The 22,818-nt window shown below is 45.2% G+C and carries 23 protein-coding genes; all 23 read right to left on the bottom strand.

Annotated features, from left to right (window positions below; genetic code table 11):
• Positions 1 to 16: 16 nt before the first annotated feature.
• The 23 genes from ACFPTP_RS07140 to bshC all read right to left on the bottom strand — a co-directional run bounded on the left by ACFPTP_RS07140 (position 17) and on the right by bshC (position 22,759).
• Entirely contained in the window at positions 17 to 793 is a 777-nt protein-coding gene (locus ACFPTP_RS07140; protein ID WP_381443257.1) for a YlmH family RNA-binding protein, read from the bottom strand.
• Between the two features lie 27 nt (positions 794 to 820).
• Positions 821 to 1,117 carry a YggT family protein gene (locus tag ACFPTP_RS07135; protein ID WP_381443255.1) on the bottom strand — a complete coding sequence of 99 codons (297 nt, stop codon included), beginning with the start codon at positions 1,115 to 1,117 and terminating at the stop codon, positions 821 to 823.
• A 19-nt stretch (positions 1,118 to 1,136) separates the two neighbouring features.
• Positions 1,137 to 1,586: a cell division protein SepF gene (locus ACFPTP_RS07130; protein WP_381443254.1), complete on the bottom strand. Its 450-nt coding sequence runs from the start codon at positions 1,584 to 1,586 to the stop codon at positions 1,137 to 1,139.
• Positions 1,583 to 2,278, bottom strand: coding sequence for a YggS family pyridoxal phosphate-dependent enzyme (locus tag ACFPTP_RS07125; protein WP_381444202.1), 696 nt, complete (start codon positions 2,276 to 2,278; stop codon positions 1,583 to 1,585). Before ACFPTP_RS07125 ends, ACFPTP_RS07130 begins: the two co-directional genes overlap by 4 nt.
• 71 nt (positions 2,279 to 2,349) lie before the next feature.
• A complete protein-coding gene (locus tag ACFPTP_RS07120) occupies positions 2,350 to 2,592 on the bottom strand; it encodes a PRC-barrel domain-containing protein (protein WP_381443253.1) in 243 nt (80 codons plus the stop codon).
• Positions 2,593 to 3,095: 503 nt separating this feature from the next.
• A complete protein-coding gene (sigG, locus tag ACFPTP_RS07115) occupies positions 3,096 to 3,875 on the bottom strand; it encodes an RNA polymerase sporulation sigma factor SigG (protein ID WP_381444200.1) in 780 nt (259 codons plus the stop codon).
• A 95-nt stretch (positions 3,876 to 3,970) separates the two neighbouring features.
• Entirely contained in the window at positions 3,971 to 4,684 is a 714-nt protein-coding gene (gene sigE, locus ACFPTP_RS07110; protein WP_381443251.1) for an RNA polymerase sporulation sigma factor SigE, read from the bottom strand.
• On the bottom strand, positions 4,668 to 5,528 hold the full coding sequence (locus ACFPTP_RS07105) for a sigma-E processing peptidase SpoIIGA (protein ID WP_381443250.1): 861 nt from the start codon (positions 5,526 to 5,528) through the stop codon (positions 4,668 to 4,670). Before ACFPTP_RS07105 ends, sigE begins: the two co-directional genes overlap by 17 nt.
• A 400-nt stretch (positions 5,529 to 5,928) precedes the next feature.
• Positions 5,929 to 7,098 (bottom strand): cell division protein FtsZ, encoded by a 1,170-nt coding sequence (gene ftsZ, locus ACFPTP_RS07100; RefSeq protein ID WP_381443249.1) that lies wholly within the window; start codon positions 7,096 to 7,098, stop codon positions 5,929 to 5,931.
• A gap of 39 nt (positions 7,099 to 7,137) precedes the next feature.
• Positions 7,138 to 8,421, bottom strand: coding sequence for a cell division protein FtsA (gene ftsA, locus ACFPTP_RS07095; RefSeq protein ID WP_381443248.1), 1,284 nt, complete (start codon positions 8,419 to 8,421; stop codon positions 7,138 to 7,140).
• 94 nt (positions 8,422 to 8,515) lie between these two features.
• Entirely contained in the window at positions 8,516 to 8,887 is a 372-nt protein-coding gene (locus ACFPTP_RS07090) for a small basic family protein (RefSeq protein ID WP_381443247.1), read from the bottom strand.
• Positions 8,888 to 8,889: 2 nt separating this feature from the next.
• Positions 8,890 to 9,609: a DUF881 domain-containing protein gene (locus ACFPTP_RS07085; RefSeq protein ID WP_381443246.1), complete on the bottom strand. Its 720-nt coding sequence runs from the start codon at positions 9,607 to 9,609 to the stop codon at positions 8,890 to 8,892.
• A 26-nt stretch (positions 9,610 to 9,635) separates the two neighbouring features.
• Positions 9,636 to 10,361: a DUF881 domain-containing protein gene (locus ACFPTP_RS07080; protein ID WP_381444198.1), complete on the bottom strand. Its 726-nt coding sequence runs from the start codon at positions 10,359 to 10,361 to the stop codon at positions 9,636 to 9,638.
• Positions 10,336 to 11,130 carry a cell division protein FtsQ/DivIB gene (locus tag ACFPTP_RS07075; RefSeq protein WP_381443245.1) on the bottom strand — a complete coding sequence of 265 codons (795 nt, stop codon included), beginning with the start codon at positions 11,128 to 11,130 and terminating at the stop codon, positions 10,336 to 10,338. Before ACFPTP_RS07075 ends, ACFPTP_RS07080 begins: the two co-directional genes overlap by 26 nt.
• Before the next feature lie 14 nt (positions 11,131 to 11,144).
• Positions 11,145 to 12,236 carry a putative lipid II flippase FtsW gene (gene ftsW, locus ACFPTP_RS07070; RefSeq protein ID WP_381443244.1) on the bottom strand — a complete coding sequence of 364 codons (1,092 nt, stop codon included), beginning with the start codon at positions 12,234 to 12,236 and terminating at the stop codon, positions 11,145 to 11,147.
• A 38-nt stretch (positions 12,237 to 12,274) separates the two neighbouring features.
• A complete protein-coding gene (murD, locus tag ACFPTP_RS07065) occupies positions 12,275 to 13,624 on the bottom strand; it encodes a UDP-N-acetylmuramoyl-L-alanine--D-glutamate ligase (protein ID WP_381443242.1) in 1,350 nt (449 codons plus the stop codon).
• On the bottom strand, positions 13,625 to 14,599 hold the full coding sequence (mraY, locus tag ACFPTP_RS07060) for a phospho-N-acetylmuramoyl-pentapeptide-transferase (RefSeq protein WP_381443241.1): 975 nt from the start codon (positions 14,597 to 14,599) through the stop codon (positions 13,625 to 13,627).
• Between the two features lie 319 nt (positions 14,600 to 14,918).
• Positions 14,919 to 16,766 carry a penicillin-binding transpeptidase domain-containing protein gene (locus tag ACFPTP_RS07055; protein ID WP_381444196.1) on the bottom strand — a complete coding sequence of 616 codons (1,848 nt, stop codon included), beginning with the start codon at positions 16,764 to 16,766 and terminating at the stop codon, positions 14,919 to 14,921.
• 131 nt (positions 16,767 to 16,897) lie between these two features.
• Complete coding sequence (locus ACFPTP_RS07050) at positions 16,898 to 19,096, bottom strand: penicillin-binding protein (RefSeq protein WP_381443239.1); 2,199 nt, start codon at positions 19,094 to 19,096, stop codon at positions 16,898 to 16,900.
• 35 nt (positions 19,097 to 19,131) lie between these two features.
• Entirely contained in the window at positions 19,132 to 19,512 is a 381-nt protein-coding gene (gene ftsL, locus ACFPTP_RS07045) for a cell division protein FtsL (protein WP_381443238.1), read from the bottom strand.
• 16 nt (positions 19,513 to 19,528) lie between these two features.
• On the bottom strand, positions 19,529 to 20,461 hold the full coding sequence (gene rsmH, locus ACFPTP_RS07040; protein ID WP_381443236.1) for a 16S rRNA (cytosine(1402)-N(4))-methyltransferase RsmH: 933 nt from the start codon (positions 20,459 to 20,461) through the stop codon (positions 19,529 to 19,531).
• A 36-nt stretch (positions 20,462 to 20,497) separates the two neighbouring features.
• Positions 20,498 to 20,929 carry a division/cell wall cluster transcriptional repressor MraZ gene (gene mraZ, locus ACFPTP_RS07035; RefSeq protein WP_060209308.1) on the bottom strand — a complete coding sequence of 144 codons (432 nt, stop codon included), beginning with the start codon at positions 20,927 to 20,929 and terminating at the stop codon, positions 20,498 to 20,500.
• A 222-nt stretch (positions 20,930 to 21,151) separates the two neighbouring features.
• Positions 21,152 to 22,759 carry a bacillithiol biosynthesis cysteine-adding enzyme BshC gene (gene bshC / locus ACFPTP_RS07030; protein WP_381443235.1) on the bottom strand — a complete coding sequence of 536 codons (1,608 nt, stop codon included), beginning with the start codon at positions 22,757 to 22,759 and terminating at the stop codon, positions 21,152 to 21,154.
• Between the last annotated feature and the right edge of the window lie 59 nt (positions 22,760 to 22,818).

Raw genomic sequence — 22,818 nt, 5'->3', positions numbered from 1 at the left:
CCGGTTGTCTGAAAAATCATTCTAACCTACCAATCAACAACCGTATTTTGTCTTTTCGAGTCCTTCCTTCTATCGACATGATTTTGAAACGGCCCGACCCTCTAATTGAAAGGATGTCCGATTCATTCACCTCGAATGCTTGCTGATCCCGTACAACATGATTCACTTTCACTTTATCGTTCTGAATGAGCGCGACAGCTTTTTGACGCGGACAATTCACTAAAGAGGCGACAAGGGAGTCCAGGCGCAATGAGCTTATAGTATGAAGCTCTTCCTTCCACGATTCCGCAATTACGATAAGTTCATCAGAGGCTCCAAGTTCTTCGACACGGACCTTCGATTTCCCGATAGACGTCAAATTGGCGGTCAGATAATCTTTCATTTCATCCGCGGCGGCGAATTGGGCGATATCTCCTTCCAATCGGATATCACCGAATTTGGAACGGTCAATGCCAAGCGCCATAAGAGAACCTAAAACATCCCGATGCTCAAGCGTCATGAATTTCGCTGGATACCTTATACCAAAAACAGTCACTTGGAAATCTTCATCTTCCGGTTCGTAATAATCGGGGTATATCAATGCCCGCTGCCGTTCGGGTTCAAGAAATGCGCCATGGACTCCGAATTGCAAACCTGAACTTCTGACGATCGAGCTCAAAATGAAAATCTGCCTTGGATCGAGAAAACCGGTAAGCTTCGGCGAATAGGTGTCTTCCACTTCACGTGTCCACCCAATCACCGTTTCAATAAACGGCTGCTCGTCTTTTCTGAAATGTTGTATGATCGAATCCATCGTCAACTGCTCCTTATTGAAAAAACCTCACGTCAGTGAGGCAATAATTAAATAATAAACTTCGCCTACTCCTCTTCGAATTAAATAATTCAAAACAAAGATGGCCACAATTGGAGAAATATCGATCATTCCGAGCGGAGGGATAAATTTGCGGAAAAAACCTAAATATGGCTCAGTAATCCGCCCTAAAAACCTTCCGAATGTAGTTTCTCTCGATGCAGGTACCCACGACATTAGTATATAAATAATGAGGAGTATCATGTAAATATCTAGTACATTCATTAAAAGTTTAAATAATAACGTTATTATTACCGCTAATTCCATCTGTACACCTCATTCAATTCTATCTTTCAAAAAAATCCGAAATGGTCCCTGCCACTTCTACGTTCTCCGGTACGCAAAGGAATATGTCAGTGCCAATCCGCTGGATATCCCCGCCAAGTGCGTAGACGGTCCCGCTCAGGAAATCGACGATACGGATTCCTTGATCACGCTCTATTCTTTGCAAATTGACAACAACAGCTCTTTTATTCTTTAAATGCTCCGAAATGTCCTGTGCTTCTGCGTAGACACGCGGTTCAAAAAGAACAACTTTTGAAGATTTCTGGATGCTCTGCAAGCTGACAACCGTTCCCGGCTGCTGAGTATCCGGAACTTGAGGCTTTCGCGAAACCGATCTTCTCGGCTGTTGCTGCTCCTGTACAGCAGGCTGTTGTTCCCTGACAGGCTCTTGCTGGAATTCCTCTTCCTCATCAAGATAGAACCATTTTTCAAATCGTCTTTTTATGCTCATTCGTCTCCCTCGCTCTCCGTTCCGACTAATGCGGTTCCGATTCTAACGTGTGTTGCACCTTCTTCGATTGCGATTGGATAATCATTTGACATTCCCATTGATAATAATGTGCATGGTGCATGGTCCATTTCTTTCGCTGCAAGTTGGTCACGAAGGCCGCGCAATGAACTGAAAATCTTGCGGATCAATTCTTCATCTTGCGTGAAAGGCGCCATTGTCATCAAGCCTACGACACGAATTTTATCATATTCGGCCAATTGAAGGATGAAATCCTCTAATTCATCAGGCTGTAGTCCGGATTTTGACTCTTCCCCGGAAACATTCACTTGTACAAAGCAATCGACCGGTGAGTCTGCTCGCTTTTGAATCTCTTTTGCAATGCTGAGCCGGTCCAACGAATGAAGAAAATCGACTTCGTTGATAATGTCCCTTACTCTTCTGCTCTGTACATTACCGATGAAATGCCAGTTAAGATTATCCGATGGGATGCTTTCCCTCTTTGAGAGAAGGCCGTCCGGCCGATTTTCACCAATATCCGTGATGCCAATTTCGATGACTTCCTGAGTTCTTTTGTCGGATACTTCCTTTGTTACCGCGACAACGGTTACGTCCTGACGATTTCTTCCTGAACGGTCACAAGCCGCTTGAATTTCTTCTTCTATTTTTTCCATACGTTGTTGAAGTGTGTCCAATGAAATCACTACTTTTCTGCTTACTTTGCTTTATTGTATCAATTGGATGGACACATATCAATGATAAGTCTTCACTTATCAGTCTTTTTGCCCACTAATACGATGTCTTTTCCGATTGTCAGGACGTCGTCATACTTGATTTGCTTCAGATCCTTCATTTTTGATTCTAAGAACAGAGCCCTTTCTGCTCCTCCAATTTGCAGCACATCAATTTTGCCGTTTTTCATATCGATTGTCGCGTCCTGTACAAATCCTAGGAACGAGCCCTTCTTCACTTCAATCACTTCTTTTTTCTGCAAGTCCGAAAAACGCATCCTTATCCCTCCAATGATAATTAAAATAGAATCTTGCTTATAAAAGGGGCTGTTGCCTTCCGTTCCGGCACTCGCTTTCCGCGGGCGTTGCCTCAGCCTCCTCGTCATTACGCTCCGCTTCACTCCTGCGGGGTCTTCGACTAACGCTTTTCCCGCAGGAGTCTCGCGCCTGCACTCCAAGCAACAGCTGCCATGTTATTAAATGTCCCTAAACAATGGATATAGATAATAAATTTTATGTTTATACAGCTTATGCGCAACAACTTAAAAGTAGCTCCGTTGATTGTAGCGTAAGGCGGCGGTTCCAGCGGGAACAGCGAACGGCGTTTGCGAGCAAAAGCGCAGCGTTGCGAGCAGGCTGCCTTAATTCTGTAAAATGCGCAGAAATACGGCAAATCGAACCCTTCGTAGTTCGTTTGAAAGCGTCCGCCTGAAGCGGAAATCAACAGTTAAAAGGGACTGTCATAGTCAGATACGCTGACAGACAGTCCCTTCATCATTGATTATTTATTCTCCATACCATCTCTAATAATTTGAATCGCGTTTTTCTCAAGTCTGGAAATTTGTGCTTGGGAAATGCCTAGTTCTTTTGCAATTTCGGTTTGTGTCTGTCCTAAGTAGAAACGTTTCGAAAGGATCAGCTGCTGCCTTTCCGTCATGCCCGACACCGTTTCCTTCACGGACACATACGTCAACCAACGTTCTTCTGACACCTTCTTATCCTGCAACTGATCCATAATATAAACCGGATCCCCGCCATCCCCATTCATCGGTTCATGAAGGGACATCGGGTCTTGTATTGCATCCAAAGCAAATAAGATATCATCCTCCGGAATGCCTGTCGCTTCAGCCAGATCAGATATTCTCGGTTCTTTCTGATGTTCATTCACAAATTGTTCTTTTGCACGGATAGCTTTATATGCTATATCCCTGAGCGATCTGGACACCCTAATGGCATGGTGGTCTCTCAAATGTCTTTTAATTTCACCGATGATCATCGGGACGGCATATGTTGAAAACCGGACGTTATGTTTCAAATCGAAATTGTCAATGGACTTTAATAACCCGATGCAGCCAACTTGAAAAAGATCGTCTGCTTGCTCCCCCCTGTAAGCAAATCTTTGAACAAGACTTAACACTAGCCGCAAATTTCCTATTACAAGCTCTTCCCTTGCCGAGTCGTCACCATTCTGAAGCCGGATAAACGTTTCTTTCATCACTTCATTCGTCAGTAATGGCAAATTGGACGTATCGATACCACAGATTTCAACTCTTGTACGCATCATTCGCTTTTCCTCCGCATTCTGTAGATGACTGTACAAATAGTTTGTCCTCACACTTGCGGAATATGCGAAAAGCAATTCGCCAATTTCAACCATCAGGCAATCGGGTGATTCAGTCTGTCACGCAGTTCGGAGATGATTTTCTTTTCCAGACGAGAAATATAAGACTGGGAAATGCCAAGTAGTTCCGCGACTTCCTTCTGTGTCATTTCGAGTCTTCCTGTTAGTCCGAAGCGGCATTCCATTATATATTTCTCACGTTCATCCAAATTGCTGATCGCTTCGATCATATGTTGTCTTTCTAATTTTTTTTCAACGTCATCAATGATAATATGTTCATCCGTCCCTAAAATATCAGAGAGCAAAAGCTCATTTCCATCCGCATCGGAATTTAACGGCTCGTCAAATGAAATTTCCGATCGAGTCCGGTTCGTTTTTCGCAAATGCATAAGAATCTCATTTTCAATACATCTTGAAGCATATGTCGCCAATTTAATATTGCGATCGCTCTTAAAAGTTTCGATCGCCTTTATAAGTCCGATTGTTCCAATACTGATCAAATCTTCAATATGCGTATTCGTATTATCAAAACGGCGGGCAATGTAAACGACGAGCCTTAAATTCTTTTCAATGAGCGTATCCCGGGCATCCATGTCCCCTTCCATGAACGCCCTAATTGCGATTGCCTCTTCTTCCCGGGACAATGGCTTTGGAAGCGATTCATGGCCGCCAATGTAATACGTACCGGACTTTTTCCGTGTGATGAAGCTCTTGATGATCGATAGCCATTTTTTAAGTTCCTGCAACATGACTGGTTCCCCTTTCGTTCGTAATGGATTCCAATGCGGAGGCATGCAAAATGGCGCCTGCCCCTTCCGGATAACGGTTATCCTGCTTTGTGAAGACGATATAGCCTGCCGGCATCTCACTCCCTTCCCCGATGATCCATCTATCGTATTTAAAGCCTACTGCCCAGGACGCGCCTTGGACTGTTTGCAGCCGGATCAATCGCAATGTTTTTTGGTAATGCTTCGGGAATGTCGAAAGTTGGGGCATGTCTCCGGTTTTCCATGAAAGCAAAGGTTTCTTCAACTCTTCAGGAATTGACTGTTCCACGAATTTGAAAGAAACGAAATGTACCGGTTCACCGGTCAATGGCTCCGTGCAGCGATTTCCTGTATCGATGAAACTCGGAATTGAAATCGTTTCATTCCAAATGGAAAGTACCGAAGCAACTGAATAGGAGGATAATTGGCGGGCAACTCGCACATCCAACCACTTGGTCTTTAATAAATAGAGGAAAACGTAAGCAAGTAGCGCACTGACGAAGACCGTCGCCTTTGAATCCGAAAACATGAACTTCTCCGTGAATACCGTCAGTGCCCCTCCAGCAAAAAGCGCACCAATCAATACAATGACCGCCCTGCCGCCGATGGACGCTATTGAAATTCCGAAGGCACAGATGATCATTGCACCGAAAGCGATGATGATGGCAATTTGGGAGTTTGGAAAAATCGTAACCGGCAACGCGCCGAAGAGAGAAGCGAGCAATAGACGCCGCGTTGTAGCTTGTGCCTTGACCATCCGGTCGGCAAAGGACAAAATCGCGTAGTTGAAAACCATGTTAATACCAACAATGAGTTCGCCATACATCAGCCCGCCCTCCTTGTACGTAAGGATAACACCTCATGACTGCAATGTTTGTCGGAACAAGGGAATAATTCATATAAATATTCGACATGATTAGCGGATATGGACGGTTTATTGTGTTGCGAATTGAATTGGTTGTGTTGCCTGTCGTATTCGTTGTGTTGCGAGTCCCGTTGATTGCGTTGCGGCAGTTTGATTGTGTTGCGCCCCGAATTCGTTGTGTTTCGCGGTCCGTTGATTGCGTTGCGACAGTTTGATTGCATTGCGACCCCGTTGATTGTGTTGCAGCCCGCATTCTTTGTGTTGCGAGCCCCGTTGATTGCATTGCATCACACAGTCATTAAAAAAACTCTCCGGCTTGTCCATTTGGACTGCCGGAGAGTTTCTGTCTATTTCAGTTCTATTATCTTCTTTGGCGATTGCGCAGGAATGTCGGAATATCCAACGCATCATCTTGCTGATGGCTTTGCGGTTGTCGCGTCGGCTCAGGCTGTTGGAATTGCTGCTGCTGCGGCTCTTCCCGACGAGTATAGGAAGGCTGCTGCTGTGCAGGCTGGGATTCACGTTGACGTGTAGCCCCGAAGCCTGGGTTTCTTGAAGGCTTCTGCTGACTCAATTGCTCTTCACTAAACCCGGTAGCGATAACTGTAACAAGGATTTCATCCTTCAAGTCATCATTGATGACGGATCCGAAAATCATGTTGACATCCTCATCGGAAGCGGAAGCCACAATATCCGCAGCTTCTTGAACTTCGAACAAGCTCAGGTTGGAACCGCCTGTAATGTTCATCAATACACCCTTGGCTCCGTCGATCGACGTTTCCAAAAGCGGGCTCGAAATGGCTTTCTTTGCGGCTTCGGCAGCACGATTTTCACCCGTTGACATACCGATACCCATCAGTGCAGAACCTTTATTGGACATGATTGTTTTCACGTCCGCAAAGTCAAGGTTGATAAGTCCAGGCACAGCGATCAAGTCTGAAATGCCTTGAACCCCTTGACGCAGGACATTGTCTGCCTCGCGGAATGCTTCAAGCATTGGCGTGTTCTTATCGACAATCTCCAACAATTTATCATTTGGTATGACAATCAGCGTGTCGACCGATTCTTTCATCGCCGCAATTCCGCCGATCGCTTGTGTTTGACGCTTTCTTCCTTCAAATGTGAATGGCCGTGTGACGACACCTACTGTCAACGCTCCAAGGTCTTTTGCCACTTGTGCGATGACTGGTGCGGCACCTGTTCCAGTTCCGCCGCCCATACCTGCGGTAACGAACACCATATCAGCGCCGCGAAGCGCCTCTTCTATTTGCTCACGGCTCTCTTCAGCCGCTTTTTTTCCTACATCAGGATTTGCACCTGCACCTAGACCGCGAGTCAATTTAGCTCCGATTTGCAATTTAACTTCTGCTTCGGATAATTTAAGTGCTTGCGCATCCGTATTTACAGCGATGAACTCCACGCCTTGTACTCCATGTTCAATCATGCGGTTAACCGCATTGTTTCCTCCACCACCGACTCCAATCACCTTGATGACTGCGAGTGCATCGACATTTGTTTCAAAATCCAGCATGCTCTCTCCTCCTAATCCCTATATGACCCTTTAGATCAGTCACTCAAAAAATCCATCGAAAAATTTCTTTGTTTTGCTCATAAAGCTTGTCTTTTTCTCTTTCGGTCTGGCGGCGACCTTCTTTTTAGTGGAAGGTTGATAATCCATCTCACTAGTAGCGGCGACAGTTTGAGATTCTGCCACTGTCCCATAATAGCTATCTTCCATACTAGCATAACGGATAAGGCCTACAGCAGTCGAATACATCGGTTCACGCACTCCGATATATTCCGGCGTATGGATCCGTACCCTCGTTCTCAACACATGTCTAGACAGTTGCAATATCCCGTCGAGCTTCGTTGTGCCGCCTGTCAATACGACGCCGCCCGGCAGATCTTGGATGCCCATACGGTAGAGCTCTTCCAGAACCAAGTCGAATAATTCTTCCAATCGGACACCAATGATCTCCGATATGTATCTTTGACTATATTGATCTTTCGAATCCGCACCGATGACAGGGACTTCAAAAAGCTCATCATCAGATGCATCGTCGTAAAAAGCATGTCCATATTGATGTTTGATTTTTCTTGCCTGCTCGGTTGGTGTCTTCAGAACGATCGACAAGTCCTTTGTTATATGGTCTCCGCCCACTGGAATGACAGCTGTAGAAATGAAGCGGTTATCCCCGAAAATGGCAATTGTCGTAGAACCTCCGCCGATATCGATAAATGCAGTGCCGTGGTTCATTTCATCCTCGGTCAATGCAAATTGTCCAGCTGCGAGAGGCTGTAAATAGATTTCACGGATGACAAGACCCGCCCGCTCGACGCATCGCAAAATATTATGCACTAATGTTTTGGATGTCGTTATAAGCGTCCCGTCCATTTCCAGTCGGACGCCGATCATGCCCCTCGGATCTTTTATTTCATCATAATCATCCACGATGAATTGCTTTGGTATGATATTGACGATTTCCCGTTCAGGCGGAACCGACATGACTTGCGCGGACTTCATTACCCGATCCAGATCGTCATCGGTGATTTCCCTGTTTTCTGAATTGACGGCAACAACGCCTTTAACATCTTGCAGCAGTACGCCATTGGCAGGAATACCGAGAATAACTTCCCGAATTTGCATGCCTGTCATCCGTTCAGCCTGTTCCACCGCTTTACGGATGGATTGGACAGTCGCATCGATGTCGATAATCGTCCCTTTACGAATGCCTGCTGATTGGACGTTACCTACCCCGATTACGTGGAGGGATCCGCCATCCACTTCGCCGATCAACACTTTGACTGACGAAGATCCTATATCTAGTGATACATAAATTGTAGATTGACTCAATTCCCGGCACCTCCCATTACAGTCCTTATCTTACATTCTATTGTATTAGAGTCGTATTGTCTAAATATTTTCTCCATCCAATGACCAATTCCTTTCATTCCTGAACTTTCGTTTCAGAAACTTTACTTCGATCTGACCATTTCGTCAGTAAAATCCTTCTAATGACAGCGATATTCTGGAATAACCTGACCCCAAATGCGAATACGGCAGCCAAATATAAATCCACCCCCAGATGTACTCCGAGGAAAGCCAACCCTGCCGCAAGTGCAATATTGAAGAAGAATCCGGAAATGAACACCTTATCATCATAAATTTGTTGCAGATGCGCACGTATTCCTCCGAAAAGCGTATCCAATGCAGCTAACACGGCGATGGACAAATAGTTGCTGTAAATTTGCGGGATCTGAATATCCGATAACAGGCCCAGCGAAACTCCTAGTAATAAACCGAGCAGTGGCAACCACATTGTCATTCCCCTTTCGGAAGTTCTTTCAAATAAACATTTTTAAATTTGTCGGGATACCCCCGGACGGTCACGTCCTTTTCCGGTTGATTGATTTCTAGCACAAGATTATCAAGGTAAAAATCGTCATGGATGGACGATGCCAACAAATAATTATAAAGCTTCTCACTATCTGACATTGTAGGTGAAATGATTTTAATCGTAAAGGGCGGAGTCGAGACATTCAAACCATTTACAGTAGTCACGCCATTGATGACCCGTATCGAGCTCATCATCGTCAACCGTTTGCCGTCAATTTCCATATGAATGCCTTTAAATCGGTTCACTTCGTTGACGAAACGGGTCAGTAAATCAGATGAAATACTCGTGATTGGTATTCCATACGCTATGCTTTCCACGGATGGGCGGACTTCGATTGTAAAACCCGGTCCCGAAATATCCGTCGTTCCCGCCTTTTTGTGCAGCTTGTCCACAGTATCCCTCAGCGCTTGTCCCGTACTTGATTCGCTCAATGTTCTGTAAGATGAGATCGTTCTATCCAAATCGCGGATTTCTGTAAGAAGCTCTGAATGGATTTTCTTCTCTTCCGCCAACTCCTGGCGTATTGCCCAAATATCCCTCGTATCACGTTCCTTAGGATGTTCCATCGTATTATATTGGACTGCAATCATAAATCCGATGAGCAGGAGGACAATTGTGAATTTCCAATTGATAGCTTTTTTCAACGAACACCCTCCCTCTTAGTGATTCATTATGCCTCGTCCCTTAATGCGGGAAGCTTGATTTCTTTCAGTTGCTCCAATGTGACGACGATATTGTCATGTACCAATCCATCAATTACTCCGCCGCCCAAGTTCAACGCAGCTGATAAGACGTCTGCATCACCGACTGCCTCAATGACAAACGGGGCCGGAAGCGTCCTGCCGTCAATTGTTATTACCGGGCCTGTACATTTGATATATGAATTGGACGATATGCGCTGTCCATTTATGGCAATCCCTTGTGCGCCGGAAATCTTCAATTCATTCACAACACGGAGTACATGACTTTCATGGACAATATAATCATTAGGATTCTGTTCGATCGGATCATAATCGCCATCCTTCAATGTCACACGGACCCCCTGACCGGTAGCAGGAATCACACCTAGAAGCAACCTTAGATCCTTTGCCTCCTCAACTAGCACGGTATGATTGTCTTCGTTCTCAGAAAAGGATTTTTCAAAGTCACGGATTTCATCTTGCTTCGCATGGATTTCATCCGCAAGCTCCTTATTTCTTTCCTTTTGAGCAATCAATTCTTCCCGATATTGCTCTTCCTGTTGCAATGCAGGAGATTGGACGGATTCGCCGCTATCCTTCCCTAAGGTACGATAGGAGAACGCGAAGATGAAACCGAGTATAAGGAAAACGAAAGAGTATAATATGTATCTCCCTCTAGTTTTATAGTCCTCACTCATTTTCTTCGCCAACTTCATCACCTTCCCCTTCCTCTACTTCGGCATTTCCGTAAACTTTGCTAAAAGGGGTGAAGTAAATGCCCACTTCCATATTGACAATCCCTTTTTCGATATCGCCCAATTGGGATATGATATCCGGATAATAATCCATCTTCTCAGCAAAGGTCTGCAAAATTGCATGGACTTCATATCCATCATCCATATAGGCAACAATCGTATCAGGATTCTCCTCTGTCCCAGTATAGATGATTTCGGAAATCAATTGCAGAACATTTTTATCCATTTTCAGCAATTGTGTTGTCAGTCTTTTCCGAAGGTCAGGGTTGTCCACATGATTTAAAATCGGCACATTCGGGTAACTTCCATCACTTGGGAAAAGGGCTCCATTTTCGAGCAATAAACCATATTCCCCGCCACTTTCCATATAGGCGACGGTTTTCCATTCATCTATGGAAATATCAATATCCCTCATCCATTTTCTAGTGACGGCAACACTACTGACGCCTTCAAGCTTCAAAAGTTCTTCTTCCACTTCTTTCGTTGTAAATCCCCAATAAGATGCTCCTTCTAAAATCCCGCTTTTATCATAATAATATTGGTCATCATGAAGTGCAGCCCCGTGGATTTCCACTTTCCCAACCTGACTAAGAGGAGACTGAAAATATAAAAGCACAAGAAGGGCGATACCGAAGACGGCTATGATGAATAAAAACTTCTTATTCGTCTTCTTTCTCCGTTTTTCCCTCATGGATGGTATTCGTTCTTCGATGTCTATCACTTTATCCATGTGCCGCCCTCCTCTCATCTTCTTGGTCTATAAAAAGCAAAATGTAAAATTGTACCCGCCGCCATCCATGTCGTTAGCAAAGACGAGCCTCCGTAACTGATGAACGGCAATGTCACCCCTGTGACCGGCAATAAACCCGAGACGACCCCGACATTCAGGAATGTTTGAAAAATGATCATTGAAGCCATCCCCGCTGTCATTAAAAATGATTTGTAATCTTTTGCACGGATCGCAATACCGAATGCCGACAGAAGCAGGACTGAAAATAAGACGAGAATGAATGTCGCTCCGATAAACCCTGTTTCTTCAGCAATGATGGAAAATATGAAGTCATTTTGCGGTTCGGGCAAGTACAAATATTTCTGCCTGCTGTTTCCGTAGCCGTGACCGAACAACCCGCCAGGCGCAATTGCAAACAATGACTGAATCCCTTGAAACCCTGTCCCGAGCGGATCATTCCAAGGATCAATATATGATTTTATCCGTTCCAATCGGTAGGGAGCAGCGGCGATTAGAGCGACGAACGCACCTATACCCGCAAAGCCGAGTATACCGAAAAACGACAGTGGATATCCCGCGATAAACAAAATGACGAAAGCGGAAACGATCATAATCACTGCAGATCCGAGGTCAGGCTGAAGCATGATCAATGCTGCAGGCAATAATATAAGCACAAAATGACTTAACCTGAACGGATTCTTCCCAGCCGATTGTTTCATGTTGCAAGCAAGCTTGCCAATAAGCGCCACTTTAACGAATTCAGCAGGCTGGATACTGAAAGGACCGAGTGCAATCCAACTTTGGGATCCATTCCGTACAGCACCGATGCCCGGAATCATAACCGCAACCAACAATAGGATCGTTATGTAATAAAAGGCGGTCCAAAAAGATTCACTAGAGGCCCATGACCCTTTCATCAACATAAATGCTACAAATATAGAAACAGCCATGTAAATCCCCTGCTTTACGATGAAGGGGGATGAATCCGCGTAGTGCACTTGCCCCCAGTACGCTCCCGCCGAATGGACAAAAACCAATCCTATCAGTGACAATGACACTGCCGAAATGACGAAGGCAGCCTTTAATTTCCAATCCAGTGAACGCATCCTTCCGTCTTATTGGTAAGATCGTGTGAACGAATGACTTAAAGTTTCATGACAGCATCTATAAAAGCATCTCCACGTTCTTCAAAGTTCGGGTATTGATCCCAGCTTGCACAAGCGGGCGACAATAGGATTTGATCGCCATCGTGGGAAATTGAAAATGCTTCCTGCACAGCCTCTTCCATCGATTCCGCCTTTACTGCATGTTCAACTCCGCATGAAGCGGCAAAATCGATTAGCCTGTCAGCAGTTTCCCCTAATGCAAGAACAGCTTTCACCCTGCTCATATACGGCCTTAATTCCTCGAATGAATGCCCTCTATCCAATCCGCCGGCAATTAACACGACGGGCGATTCGAAGGACGATAAGGCACTCTTTGTCGCCAATGTGTTTGTAGCTTTCGAATCGTTATAGAACGGCCTGCCTTTCAATTCCTTGACAAACTGCATACGATGCCGCACTCCTGTAAAGGAACTTAACACATTTTCGATCGTTTCTTTATCGCAATTCATAAGGAGAGCTGAAGCGGTCGCCGCTAAAATGTTCTCCAAGTTGTGGCGGCCGAGCAATTTGATGATCGACCTTTTCACAAACGGTTCGCCTTGCCAGTAAATCAGTTCATCATCCGCGGAAATCCCTTCCGCTCGTTTCCCTTGTAATGAAAATGGGATTTTCGTTGCTTTCGACCGGTTAATATACGGTTGCATCTCAGGTTGATCGGCATTGTAAATAAGAAAATCCTCTTCATTCTGATTATCCGTCACCTTTGCCTTCGCCAAGGCGTATTCTTCCGACGTTCCATGATAATCGAGATGTGCATCATATAAATTTGTCCAGACAGCAATCTTAGGACGGAAGTTGACCGTTCCCGCCAACTGGAAAGAGGATACTTCCATGACAATCACTTCGTCAGGTTTTGCATTCTGTGCGACGGTGCACGCAACCGTTCCAATATTTCCAGCAATCAAAGGCTTTTTGCCCCCGATATTCAAAATATGGTAAAGGAGCGTAGTTGTTGTCGTCTTCCCGTTCGATCCGGTGATGGCGATGATCGGAGCCTCGCTTACTAAATAGGAAAGTTCGATTTCAGTCCAAATCGGAATCCCTCTTTGTTGCGCTTGTGTAAGAACCGGATTGTGATAAGGGATACCGGGATTTTTGACAATCGTATCAAAGTCATGGTCCAGTATATCTTCGGGATGTCCGCCACAAATGACGACTATCCCTTTTGACCGCAATGCTTTAGCTTCTTCATTACCATTCTCAGGAGAAGAATCGTTGACAACGACGAATGCCCCAAGTGAATGTAATAGTTCCGCCGCGGCATAGCCGCTCTTGGCTAGACCCAGCACAAGAACTTTCTTGCCCCTAAACTCATTTCGCTTTCCCAATTACATCACCTCCCACAGTACGGGTATCATCGCAGCCAATAATGCCACTCCCCAGAAAACAAGAACGATTTTCCATTCCGACCATCCCGACAATTCGAAATGATGGTGGATCGGGCTCATTTTAAATACCCGTTTTCCGGTCAATTTAAAGCTTGTCACCTGGATCATTACTGACAATGTTTCGATAACGTAAACAATCCCGATGACGACAAGGAGCAGCTCCTGTTTCACTAAAATCGATAGCATCGCAATCGCTCCGCCGAGCGCCAATGAGCCCGTATCACCCATAAACACTTTTGCAGGTTTCATATTGAACAATAAAAAGCCCAGCATCGCACCTGCTACGACGAATGCGAACATAGCAATGTCATATTGTTCGTAGACAAGACCAAGTACACCAAACGCCGCAAAGGCAACTGTCGAAGTCCCTGCAACGAGACCATCGAGGCCATCCGACAAATTGACTGCATTCGAAAATCCGACGAGCCAAAAAATGAGGAAAGCGACATAAAAAATTCCGAGGTCTACAGTAAAATTCGTAAACGGTATGACAACCGTCGTTTCAAATGGACCCATTTTCAAAAGGAAAAAGGCGATAACCGCAATAATGATCTGACCAATGAGTTTCTGGATGGATGTCAATCCCAAATTCCTTTTCATGACGACAATGATGAAATCGTCAAAGAATCCGATGACACCAAATCCGGCGAGCACGATCATCAGTACAATGGACTGTGTAGTCAGTACGTCTTCATATATGTATGATAGGACAATCATCGTAATGATAATGGAGCCCAGGAAAATAAGGCCGCCCATTGTAGGCGTGCCCGCTTTTTTCTTATGGGCTTCGGGACCCTCTTCCCGGATGCTCTGGCCGAATTTCAGCCTTCTGAGCAATGGGATGATTGCGGTCCCGATTAATGCTGTTAGTACAAATGCTACGGTAATTACCGTAATTGTCGTGACGAGTGTCATAATATGTTCTCCTTACTTGTGTTGAAACTGTAATTTTATTTATTGTCCAGCTCCAGGCGCTAGATGGATGCCTTAATTTCTGCAAAACCGCAGAAATACGGCAAATCGAACCCTTCGCAGTTCGACTTGCTCGGGTCATAAGTCAAAGCTAGAGCCGTTACGAAGAACGGCTTTTGCGAGTATAAGCGCAGCGTTACGAGCAGCCTTCGCATCTTCGCCTTATGCCTAAGGCCGGCAGGAAGCCGGTCATGCAGTCGTTGCCGCAGGACGCGGCGTTCTTAGACTGCGCACCTCTGCTGAGCAAGCGCCTTCCGCATTTCTATTCTTCATCCTCAGTATAGACGTGGATGATATCGTCCGCCTGCATTACGGAATCAGGGACTGGCATTTGGTATTTGATGACGTCTCCTTCACCATGCCACACTATACGATACGTGTGAAGCTGGCGGGCGACCATTCCTTTTGTCATGCCCGTCAAATCCGGAACCCGATGTGTCATTGCGTCGCCCCATCGGTATTCTTTTTCAATCTGCCCTTCCCTTTTCTCGATGCCTGCGATCGGCGCGATTTCTTCAATGATTCTGCCGACGATCGGCGCAGCAATAACGCCTCCGAATTGAATGGAGTTTTTCGGGCTATCAACTGCTACATAGACAAGCAATTCGGGATCGTCTGCCGGAGCAAATCCCATGAATGAAACGATATAATCGCCATCGGCATAATTGCCGTTCACAACCTTCTGAGCAGTCCCCGTCTTACCGCCGACACGGAGGCCATCATTGAATGCATTTCGGCCGGAGCCGTTCGCGACAACCGATTCCAATGCCTCTCTCACTTGGGCGGAAGTTTCCTCGCTAATGACGCGGCGTTTCATTTCGGGTTCAAACGTTTTTAACGTCTCTCCCTTATCATTCTTTATTTCCTTTACAATATACGGACGATACAAATAACCGCCATTAATGGCAGCCGCCACTGCCTGCACTTGCTGGATCGGCGTTACGGAAATCCCTTGGCCGAAAGCGGTTGTCGCCTGTTCTACAGGACCGAATCTGTCTTTCGAAAATAGGATTCCTTTCGCTTCGCCGGCAATACCCGAACCTGTCGATTCACCGAAACCGAAATCCCGTATATATTTGTCAAGCTTTTCACCGCCCAAACGCCGGCCAATTTCAATGAATCCTGGATTGCAGGAGTTCTCTACAACTTCCAAAAATGACTGATGACCATGCCCCTCCCGCTTCCAGCATCGTAATCTTGCGTTGGCAACCATCGTATAACCCGGGTCATTAAAATAATCATGATGAAGATCGATTAGCTTTTCCTCAAGACCGGCTGCTAGTGTAACGATCTTGAAAGTCGATCCCGGCTCAAACGTCATCCAAACCGGCAAATTTCGATTATAGATTGCCTGGTCGGTTTCCTGGTATTCCGCAGGGTGGAAAGTCGGCATGGAAACCAATGAAAGTATTTCGCCTGTTTTTGGATTCATGATGATACCGATCGCTTGTGTCGCGTCGTATTTTTCCATTGCCTGGATCAGTTCACGTTCCATGACTTTCTGCATTTCAATATCAATTGTCAGTTCTAAAGTGGCACCATTTTCCCCCGTCTGGAAACCATCATCGACATGTGGAAGCGGAATCGCCTTTGCATCCGTATAGAGACGTATCTTATCTCCGGTACCTTGCAAAATCTCATCATATGCATATTCAATGCCTGCAAGGCCAGTTCCATCGAACCCCGTAAACCCGATCAGCCTTGAAAGCAGTTCTCCATAAGGATAGTTCCTGACGAAATCTACTCCAGTATACAAGCCATCGATTTGCAGCTTTGCAATTTCCATTGCCTGCTCCTGGGTTATGTTTTTGCCTTCAGGTGCCAACTTATTCATATAAGATTTCTTCGTCATTTTCTCAAGCAATTTTTGTTGATCGACTTGTAAAATACCCGCTAGCATTGCTGCCGCCTTCTCGGGTTCCTTATTTTGGGAAGGCATAAAATATAGCGTCGGAGCAAGCCGGTTGCCAACGATCAGCTGACCGTTGCGATCTTGGATTTCCCCCCGGATGGCTCCAAAAGGGATTTCCCGATCCCAGTTCTCTTCCGCACGCGCTTTCAACCATTCATGTTTAATGATTTGAACGTGGAAGAGCTTTGCTATAACCATGGATATGGAAATGAGGAAAATGATGAAAACTGCCCGCAATCGCTTTTTTGATTGCAAATCGGCGTATTTACGCAGAGCCCCACACCTTTCGTTTTTCTATCAACCTATGAATGGGCAGGGACAGCTATACATCATCCACCAATTATCTCTTCCTCTTCCTCGCCTTCCATTTCATCTTGTTCAATAATTGTATGCTGATCTTCCGGCGATTTCAGCTGAAGCACGACAGGATCGTCTTTGCTGATGACCGCACCAGCGGAAAGACTTTGTTCGGTCACAAATCCATCTCCGTTCAATCGGATATCAAGCCCAGATAACATTTTAAATGATAAGGCCATTTTTTTCGACCACCCGGAAAAATTTGGAAGAGTTGTATCCCCTTCAGTCTCAAGAAGTACTATTGAGCCTTCGCTCAACTTAGTGCCCTCCTCCGGATATTGGCTTTTCACCTTGCCTCCCTCTCCTATCAAGATTGGCGAAAATCCTTGTTGTTCAAGACTTGCAATTGAGGATTCCGCATCATCTCCAATATGGTTCGAGAGTGACTTCGTCGTGGAAGTTTGACTATTTTCAGGTAGTATATTCATATATTTCAAGCTGCTTTCCATTATGGAAGTGAACAGCTCAGCAACCGGATCCGATCCATATTGGCCAAGCTCGAGCTTCGGCTGCTGGACAAGCACATATGTCAATAACTGCGGATCGTCGATAGGCGCCATGCCAAGGAAAGAATATAGGTAATTCCCGTCTCCGGACAAATATCCCCTGCCATCTTTTCTAGGGATTTCCGCTGTTCCCGTCTTTCCGCCTACAGAGTATCCTGAAAGAGCGAATTTCCGGCCAGTTCCGGCGTCTGATGTGACTGTCGAAGCTAATACCTCACGTACTTGTTTGGCAGTTTCCGCCGAGATCGGGGATTTTCGTACTTCTTCTTTATGATCATCCACCACTTTACCCGTATTCGGATCGACAATTTTATCGATGACATACGGTTTCATCATTTTCCCATCATTCGCAATCGCGGATGCTGCCTGTATCATTTGGATCGGAGTGACAGTGGACCCTTGTCCGTATGAAGTCGTCAGCCGCTCACTTGGGTTAATGTCCAAAATAATGCCCGGAACTTCATTTGGCAAATCGATTCCGACCTTTTCTCCAAAACCGAACCCGCGTAAATATTCGATGAATGTCCGGTCGCCCATCCTTTCCAATAGATACGCCATCGATACGTTAGAGGAACGCTGGAATCCTTCCAAGAAACTGATCCTTCCCCAGCCCGTCCGATTGACGTCACGGATTGTCTTATCGTAAATCGTATATTGTCCAGATTGGTATTCAGCAAAAGGATCCCATTTCTTCTCCTCGATTGCCGCCGCCAATGTAAAAATTTTCATTGTGGAACCTGGCTCAATTGTGTTTTGCACGGCATCGTTCAGCCAGTTTTCCGTCAATCCTTCACGGGTGGAAGGATGGAACGAAGGGCGCTGGCTCATCGCGTAGATTTCTCCCGTTTTCGGGTTGGCGACGATGACAAGCATTTTTTGGGGAGAATATTTTTTATCCACTTGATTCATCGCATCTTCGACGAAGTTCTGGATTGTCTTGTCAATCGTTAATTGTATCGTCAAACCGTCTTTTGCAGCAACGATTTTTTTCTCTGATTTCGGCAGGATGAATCCCCAAATATCAGTCTGATAATCTACTTTTCCGTCAGTCCCGGTAAGCTCCTCGTTATATGTCTGTTCTAGCCCCATTTTACCTACTGTGGAAACTTTTTTATTTTCATCTTCTTCACGCATCGCAAAGCCGATCAAATACGAAGCGAAATTCCCGTTTGGATAAAAGCGCTTCTTATCTTCGATGAATTGAAGCCCTGTAACTCCTTCTTTGTCCGCTGCTTCTTTAATTGCCAACATCGTTTCGTGACTAATATCGCGTCCTGCTTTTCCGAATTCGATCTGGTATGTCTCTGCATTCCTTTTAATTGCAGCATCCCTGATCTGGATCATTTGCTCTTTCTCCATCGGAATGAACCGGCTCAACAAATCCGCAGCTTTCTCAAAATCAGTAATATGTCTCGGCTTTTTCGCACCTTTTTCAGTCGCTTTTTCATTCAATATTGCAATTACCCTATAGCTCAACGTATCAGATGCAATCAGCTCGCCATTGCGATCAACGATTTTGCCTCGCTCGGCTTTCAAAATCGACTCACGCGCATATTTCGCTTCAGCCATAGCGGCCATTTGCCTTCCTTCAGCCTGTCCAGTTATTTGAATGCTCAACAATCGCCCGAACATAAGAAAAAAGAGCCCTCCGAAAATAATAAACATCAGGAAGGCTCCCCACTGAAATCGAAACTTCTTTTTCATCGTCCAGGCACGACCTTTACGTTTTTCTCGTTAAGATTCAAGCCGAGCTCCTTCGCTTTATTCCAGATAACTTCGTATGTAGATTTTTCGCTCACTTGTATGGACAATTCTGTATTCTGTTTTGAAATCTCCACGATGTCGTTGTTGATTTGTTGCACTTCCTTGTTCGTTTCATTGATTTGTGCCTGTGTATGCAAAATCATTGTAGAGAAAAGTACGAGAACTGCCGCGAACATCACGAACAGGAATTTCTCGCCAGTCGAGAAAAGTTTTCTTGAACGCCTAGCAGGCTGTTGCGGCTCATGTGTCTTCGGTGATTGCGGTGCTTGTACTTCATGTATCGTATTCATTTGAAAGCTTCTCTGTTCCAATGCCATTTAACAAGTTCCCCCTTTATTTTTTCTCTACGATCCGCAACTTTGCAGATCGTGATCTTTTATTCACTTCAATTTCCTCGGTACTGGGAAGGATCGGTTTCCTCGTCACCAATTTAAAATCGGGTTCCATCCCCTCTGGAATAATCGGCAGGTTCGGTGGCAGATCAGGCATGGAAGATGCCTCTTTGAAGATTGTTTTACATAATCTGTCCTCGAGTGAATGGAAAGTGATAACGCAAATGCGGCCACCTGGATTCATGACCGTCAATGCATCAGTCAATGAGTCTTCTGCCGCCCCAAGCTCATCATTCACGGCTATCCGTATCGCCTGGAACACCCTTTTTGCAGGGTGCCCGCCCGTTCTGCGTGCCGCTGCAGGAATTCCTTCTTTGATCAATTCAACGAGCTCGCCTGTCGATTTGACTGGAGCGTTTTTCCTCGCTTCTTCAATCTTTCGGGCAACCCCTTTTGAAAACTTCTCTTCGCCATATCTGAAAAAAATCCGAACTAAATCTTCGTATGACCATTCATTCACCACGTCATAGGCAGTCAACGCCGCCTCTGTGTTCATGCGCATATCGAGCATTGCGTCATGGTTGTAGCTGAATCCACGCTCTGGTGTATCAAGCTGCGGAGAGGAAACGCCAAGGTCATAAAGGATGCCATCTACAGTATGTACATCAATCTTTGCAAGTTCTTCTTTCAAATTCCTGAAGTTCGAATGGATGAATGTAACTTGCTCCAAATAGTCGTTCAACTTCACTTTGGCAGCTTCAATTGCCGTCGTATCCTGATCGAAGCAAATCAATCTGCCGCCTGCCGTAAGCTTCTTCACAATTTCCAGGCTATGTCCCGCACCGCCTAGCGTGCAATCGACATAAATGCCATCCGGCTTAATGTTAAGCCCATCGACGGCTTCGTGAAGTAATACAGTTGTGTGATCGAACATCGAAACCGCCTACTTTCCAATTTTAAAATTATCATGTTAAAAGTCAAAATCAATGATGTTCTCCGCGATTTCGTTGAATGATTGCTCCGACTCATCGTAATAGGAATCCCAAGAGGATTTCGACCAGATTTCGATACGGCTTGAAACCCCGATGACGACACAATCTTTTTCAACTTTTGCGTAATCCAATAATGAGGATGGTATATTGACACGGCCCTGCTTGTCAATTTCAACTTCCGTAGCACCCGAGAAGAAGAATCGGGCAAATGCACGGGCATCTTTCTTCGTGACCGGCAACGCCTTCAATTTTTCCTCAAGCCGCTTCCATTCCTCCATAGGGTAACCGAAGAGACAGTTATCCAATCCACGAGTCAGCACAAAACCATCCATCAGATATTCCCTGAATTTCGAAGGGACTATCAAACGGCCTTTTGCATCTACAGTGTGCTGATATTCGCCCATGAACATACTCTTCACCCCACTATATGTTTTTAATGTACCACATCCCTCCACATTCCTCCACTTAAAATCTATTTTCATAGTAAAATGTGTATATAGTACTTGTTTCATTGAGATATCGCTATGATTCGAGCAAAGTCTCATAACATGCAAAAATACGCTAAATAACTCATAAATGCACAAAAAAACGCCGACGCAGTATTTGATGCCTGCATCGGCGTAATTTATTATTTACAAATAGATGACTTGGTGGGTGCCATCCATTTTGATCGGTTGACGAAGCAAATCCTGAACCAATCCTGGTCCATACTGATTCATGAAAAAATACGGGGTGAAAATCCGCTCTTGAAGCGATCCCTCCGGCAACAGCTCATTCTCGAGGATGCTATATTTACGAAGAGCCGTTTCATGTTGGATCAGCAGCTCCTCTTCCGCCTTCCTTCTTATATACTCCAACTGCTTTTCGTGGAATTTCAAATTCTTCTCTAGCAACTGACGCATCGCCGTACTCGAACCTTCTGCAAGTTCTTCATATTTTCCTTTCAACTGACTTTCTGTTTCGGCAAGCAGTTTTTCAAATCGTTCATTTTGCAATGAATCGATGAACCGTTCCCGAGTGTCATGGACATTTCCTGCAAGAACATCTTCAAGCGTCAGTGAAGTTGACTCCATTGCCTGTTTCGCACGATTGGAAACCAATGTCATCGATACACGCGGCACGATGATCGGCATGCGGATTCCGAATAGATGGAATGCTTCCTTCAATAGAGCCCAGTAAGCAATTTCTCCGGGTCCCCCTACGAATGCCACGACCGGGAATACAAGGTCCTGCATAATCGGACGTGTCGCAACATTGTTGCTTAACAGCCAAGGTTCTTCAGCAGCGATCTTCAGCATTTCTTCACTAGTAAATCGGATGCCCGTGCTGTCATTCACAAAAGCTCCATCTTTTTTAGAAAGCAGGACACGTCCAGTCTCATGAACATAAAACAGATGCGCCGCTTCATGTTCAGCTTCGATCGGCTTTCCGAATCCCGACTCGGAAAACTGCTCCTCTTTCTCAACGATTAATCCGGCAAGTTCACCGGATTTTGTAATAAATTGAGCGAAATGATTTTTTTCGAATTCACGCAACGGTTTGTATGCTGAGTCGATGAAGAGTAGCCCTTGCTCGTGGAAAAGACCGTTCATCAGTCTGACGAAAAATCCGGTGAATGTCTTTTCCATTTCGACTGCAGTCAAAGCTTCTTCCATAAGCGCCCGTGTATGTTCCGTTTCCCCGAACTGACGGAAGATGCCTTCTACGAATGCCGTCATTTCATGATGGGAATACGTTGCATCAGAGGCCATCAATTTCAGGATGAATTTTTCCGGATATTTATGTTTAGTCATCCCGCCTAATGCTTCCGTATACACATGATTGATTTCATTCAGATCATGATCCTCGCCCGCAACCCAAAACACCGGGATGACAGGAACTCCTAGCTCCTTCCTTTTTTCCTCCGCAAGAAGGATGACCGTAATCGCCTTGTGGACGGAATAGAGCGGACCAGTCAGAATACCAGCTTGCTGGCCCCCAATGACGACAACTCCGTTTTCCGATAGTTCCCCAAGATGTTCTGAAGCTTTCTCGGAAATGCCGAAGGGTTCCATGAAGTCACGGATGATAGAAGAAAGTTCTTTCCTGAAAAACGGACGGCCGGATAGCTCCGACAGCCTTTCGGGGTATGAACGGCTTTCATTTCTATAATCAAAAAAACTATGTATGAATTGTTCATCATGATTGTAAGCTTGCATTAATTTGTTTCCATTTTGCAATTCCACTGACTTGATTTCCATCATTGATGCCCCTTTTTACTGATATGAACAGAGTATATCATTCTCAATCATCGGAATGA

Source organism: Sporosarcina koreensis, from assembly GCF_042655825.1.
Lineage (GTDB): Bacteria > Bacillota > Bacilli > Bacillales_A > Planococcaceae > Sporosarcina > Sporosarcina koreensis.
The sequence above is the reverse complement of the archived record's forward strand: the minus strand, read 5'-3'. Positions and strand labels throughout refer to the sequence as shown.

What these genes read in the sequence shown, in the direction of transcription:
- ftsZ (WP_381443249.1), bottom strand. Translation starts at nt 7,098, where the DNA reads ATGCTGGATTTTGAAACAAATGTCGATGCACTCGCAGTCATCAAGGTG.
- sigE (WP_381443251.1), bottom strand. Translation starts at nt 4,684, where the DNA reads ATGTTGCAGGAACTTAAAAAATGGCTATCGATCATCAAGAGCTTCATC.
- ACFPTP_RS07140 (WP_381443257.1), bottom strand. Translation starts at nt 793, where the DNA reads ATGGATTCGATCATACAACATTTCAGAAAAGACGAGCAGCCGTTTATT.
- ACFPTP_RS07105 (WP_381443250.1), bottom strand. Translation starts at nt 5,528, where the DNA reads ATGTATGGCGAACTCATTGTTGGTATTAACATGGTTTTCAACTACGCG.
- mraY (WP_381443241.1), bottom strand. Translation starts at nt 14,599, where the DNA reads ATGACACTCGTCACGACAATTACGGTAATTACCGTAGCATTTGTACTA.
- ACFPTP_RS07090 (WP_381443247.1), bottom strand. Translation starts at nt 8,887, where the DNA reads ATGTGGTTGCCACTGCTCGGTTTATTACTAGGAGTTTCGCTGGGCCTG.
- sigG (WP_381444200.1), bottom strand. Translation starts at nt 3,875, where the DNA reads ATGCGTACAAGAGTTGAAATCTGTGGTATCGATACGTCCAATTTGCCA.
- rsmH (WP_381443236.1), bottom strand. Translation starts at nt 20,461, where the DNA reads ATGTTCGATCACACAACTGTATTACTTCACGAAGCCGTCGATGGGCTT.
- ACFPTP_RS07055 (WP_381444196.1), bottom strand. Translation starts at nt 16,766, where the DNA reads ATGGTTATAGCAAAGCTCTTCCACGTTCAAATCATTAAACATGAATGG.
- bshC (WP_381443235.1), bottom strand. Translation starts at nt 22,759, where the DNA reads ATGGAAATCAAGTCAGTGGAATTGCAAAATGGAAACAAATTAATGCAA.
- ACFPTP_RS07130 (WP_381443254.1), bottom strand. Translation starts at nt 1,586, where the DNA reads ATGAGCATAAAAAGACGATTTGAAAAATGGTTCTATCTTGATGAGGAA.
- ACFPTP_RS07075 (WP_381443245.1), bottom strand. Translation starts at nt 11,130, where the DNA reads ATGGATAAAGTGATAGACATCGAAGAACGAATACCATCCATGAGGGAA.
- ftsL (WP_381443238.1), bottom strand. Translation starts at nt 19,512, where the DNA reads ATGGCATTGGAACAGAGAAGCTTTCAAATGAATACGATACATGAAGTA.
- ftsW (WP_381443244.1), bottom strand. Translation starts at nt 12,236, where the DNA reads ATGCGTTCACTGGATTGGAAATTAAAGGCTGCCTTCGTCATTTCGGCA.
- mraZ (WP_060209308.1), bottom strand. Translation starts at nt 20,929, where the DNA reads ATGTTCATGGGCGAATATCAGCACACTGTAGATGCAAAAGGCCGTTTG.
- ACFPTP_RS07050 (WP_381443239.1), bottom strand. Translation starts at nt 19,096, where the DNA reads ATGTTTATTATTTTCGGAGGGCTCTTTTTTCTTATGTTCGGGCGATTG.
- ACFPTP_RS07135 (WP_381443255.1), bottom strand. Translation starts at nt 1,117, where the DNA reads ATGGAATTAGCGGTAATAATAACGTTATTATTTAAACTTTTAATGAAT.
- ACFPTP_RS07080 (WP_381444198.1), bottom strand. Translation starts at nt 10,361, where the DNA reads ATGAAGTTGGCGAAGAAAATGAGTGAGGACTATAAAACTAGAGGGAGA.
- ACFPTP_RS07120 (WP_381443253.1), bottom strand. Translation starts at nt 2,592, where the DNA reads ATGCGTTTTTCGGACTTGCAGAAAAAAGAAGTGATTGAAGTGAAGAAG.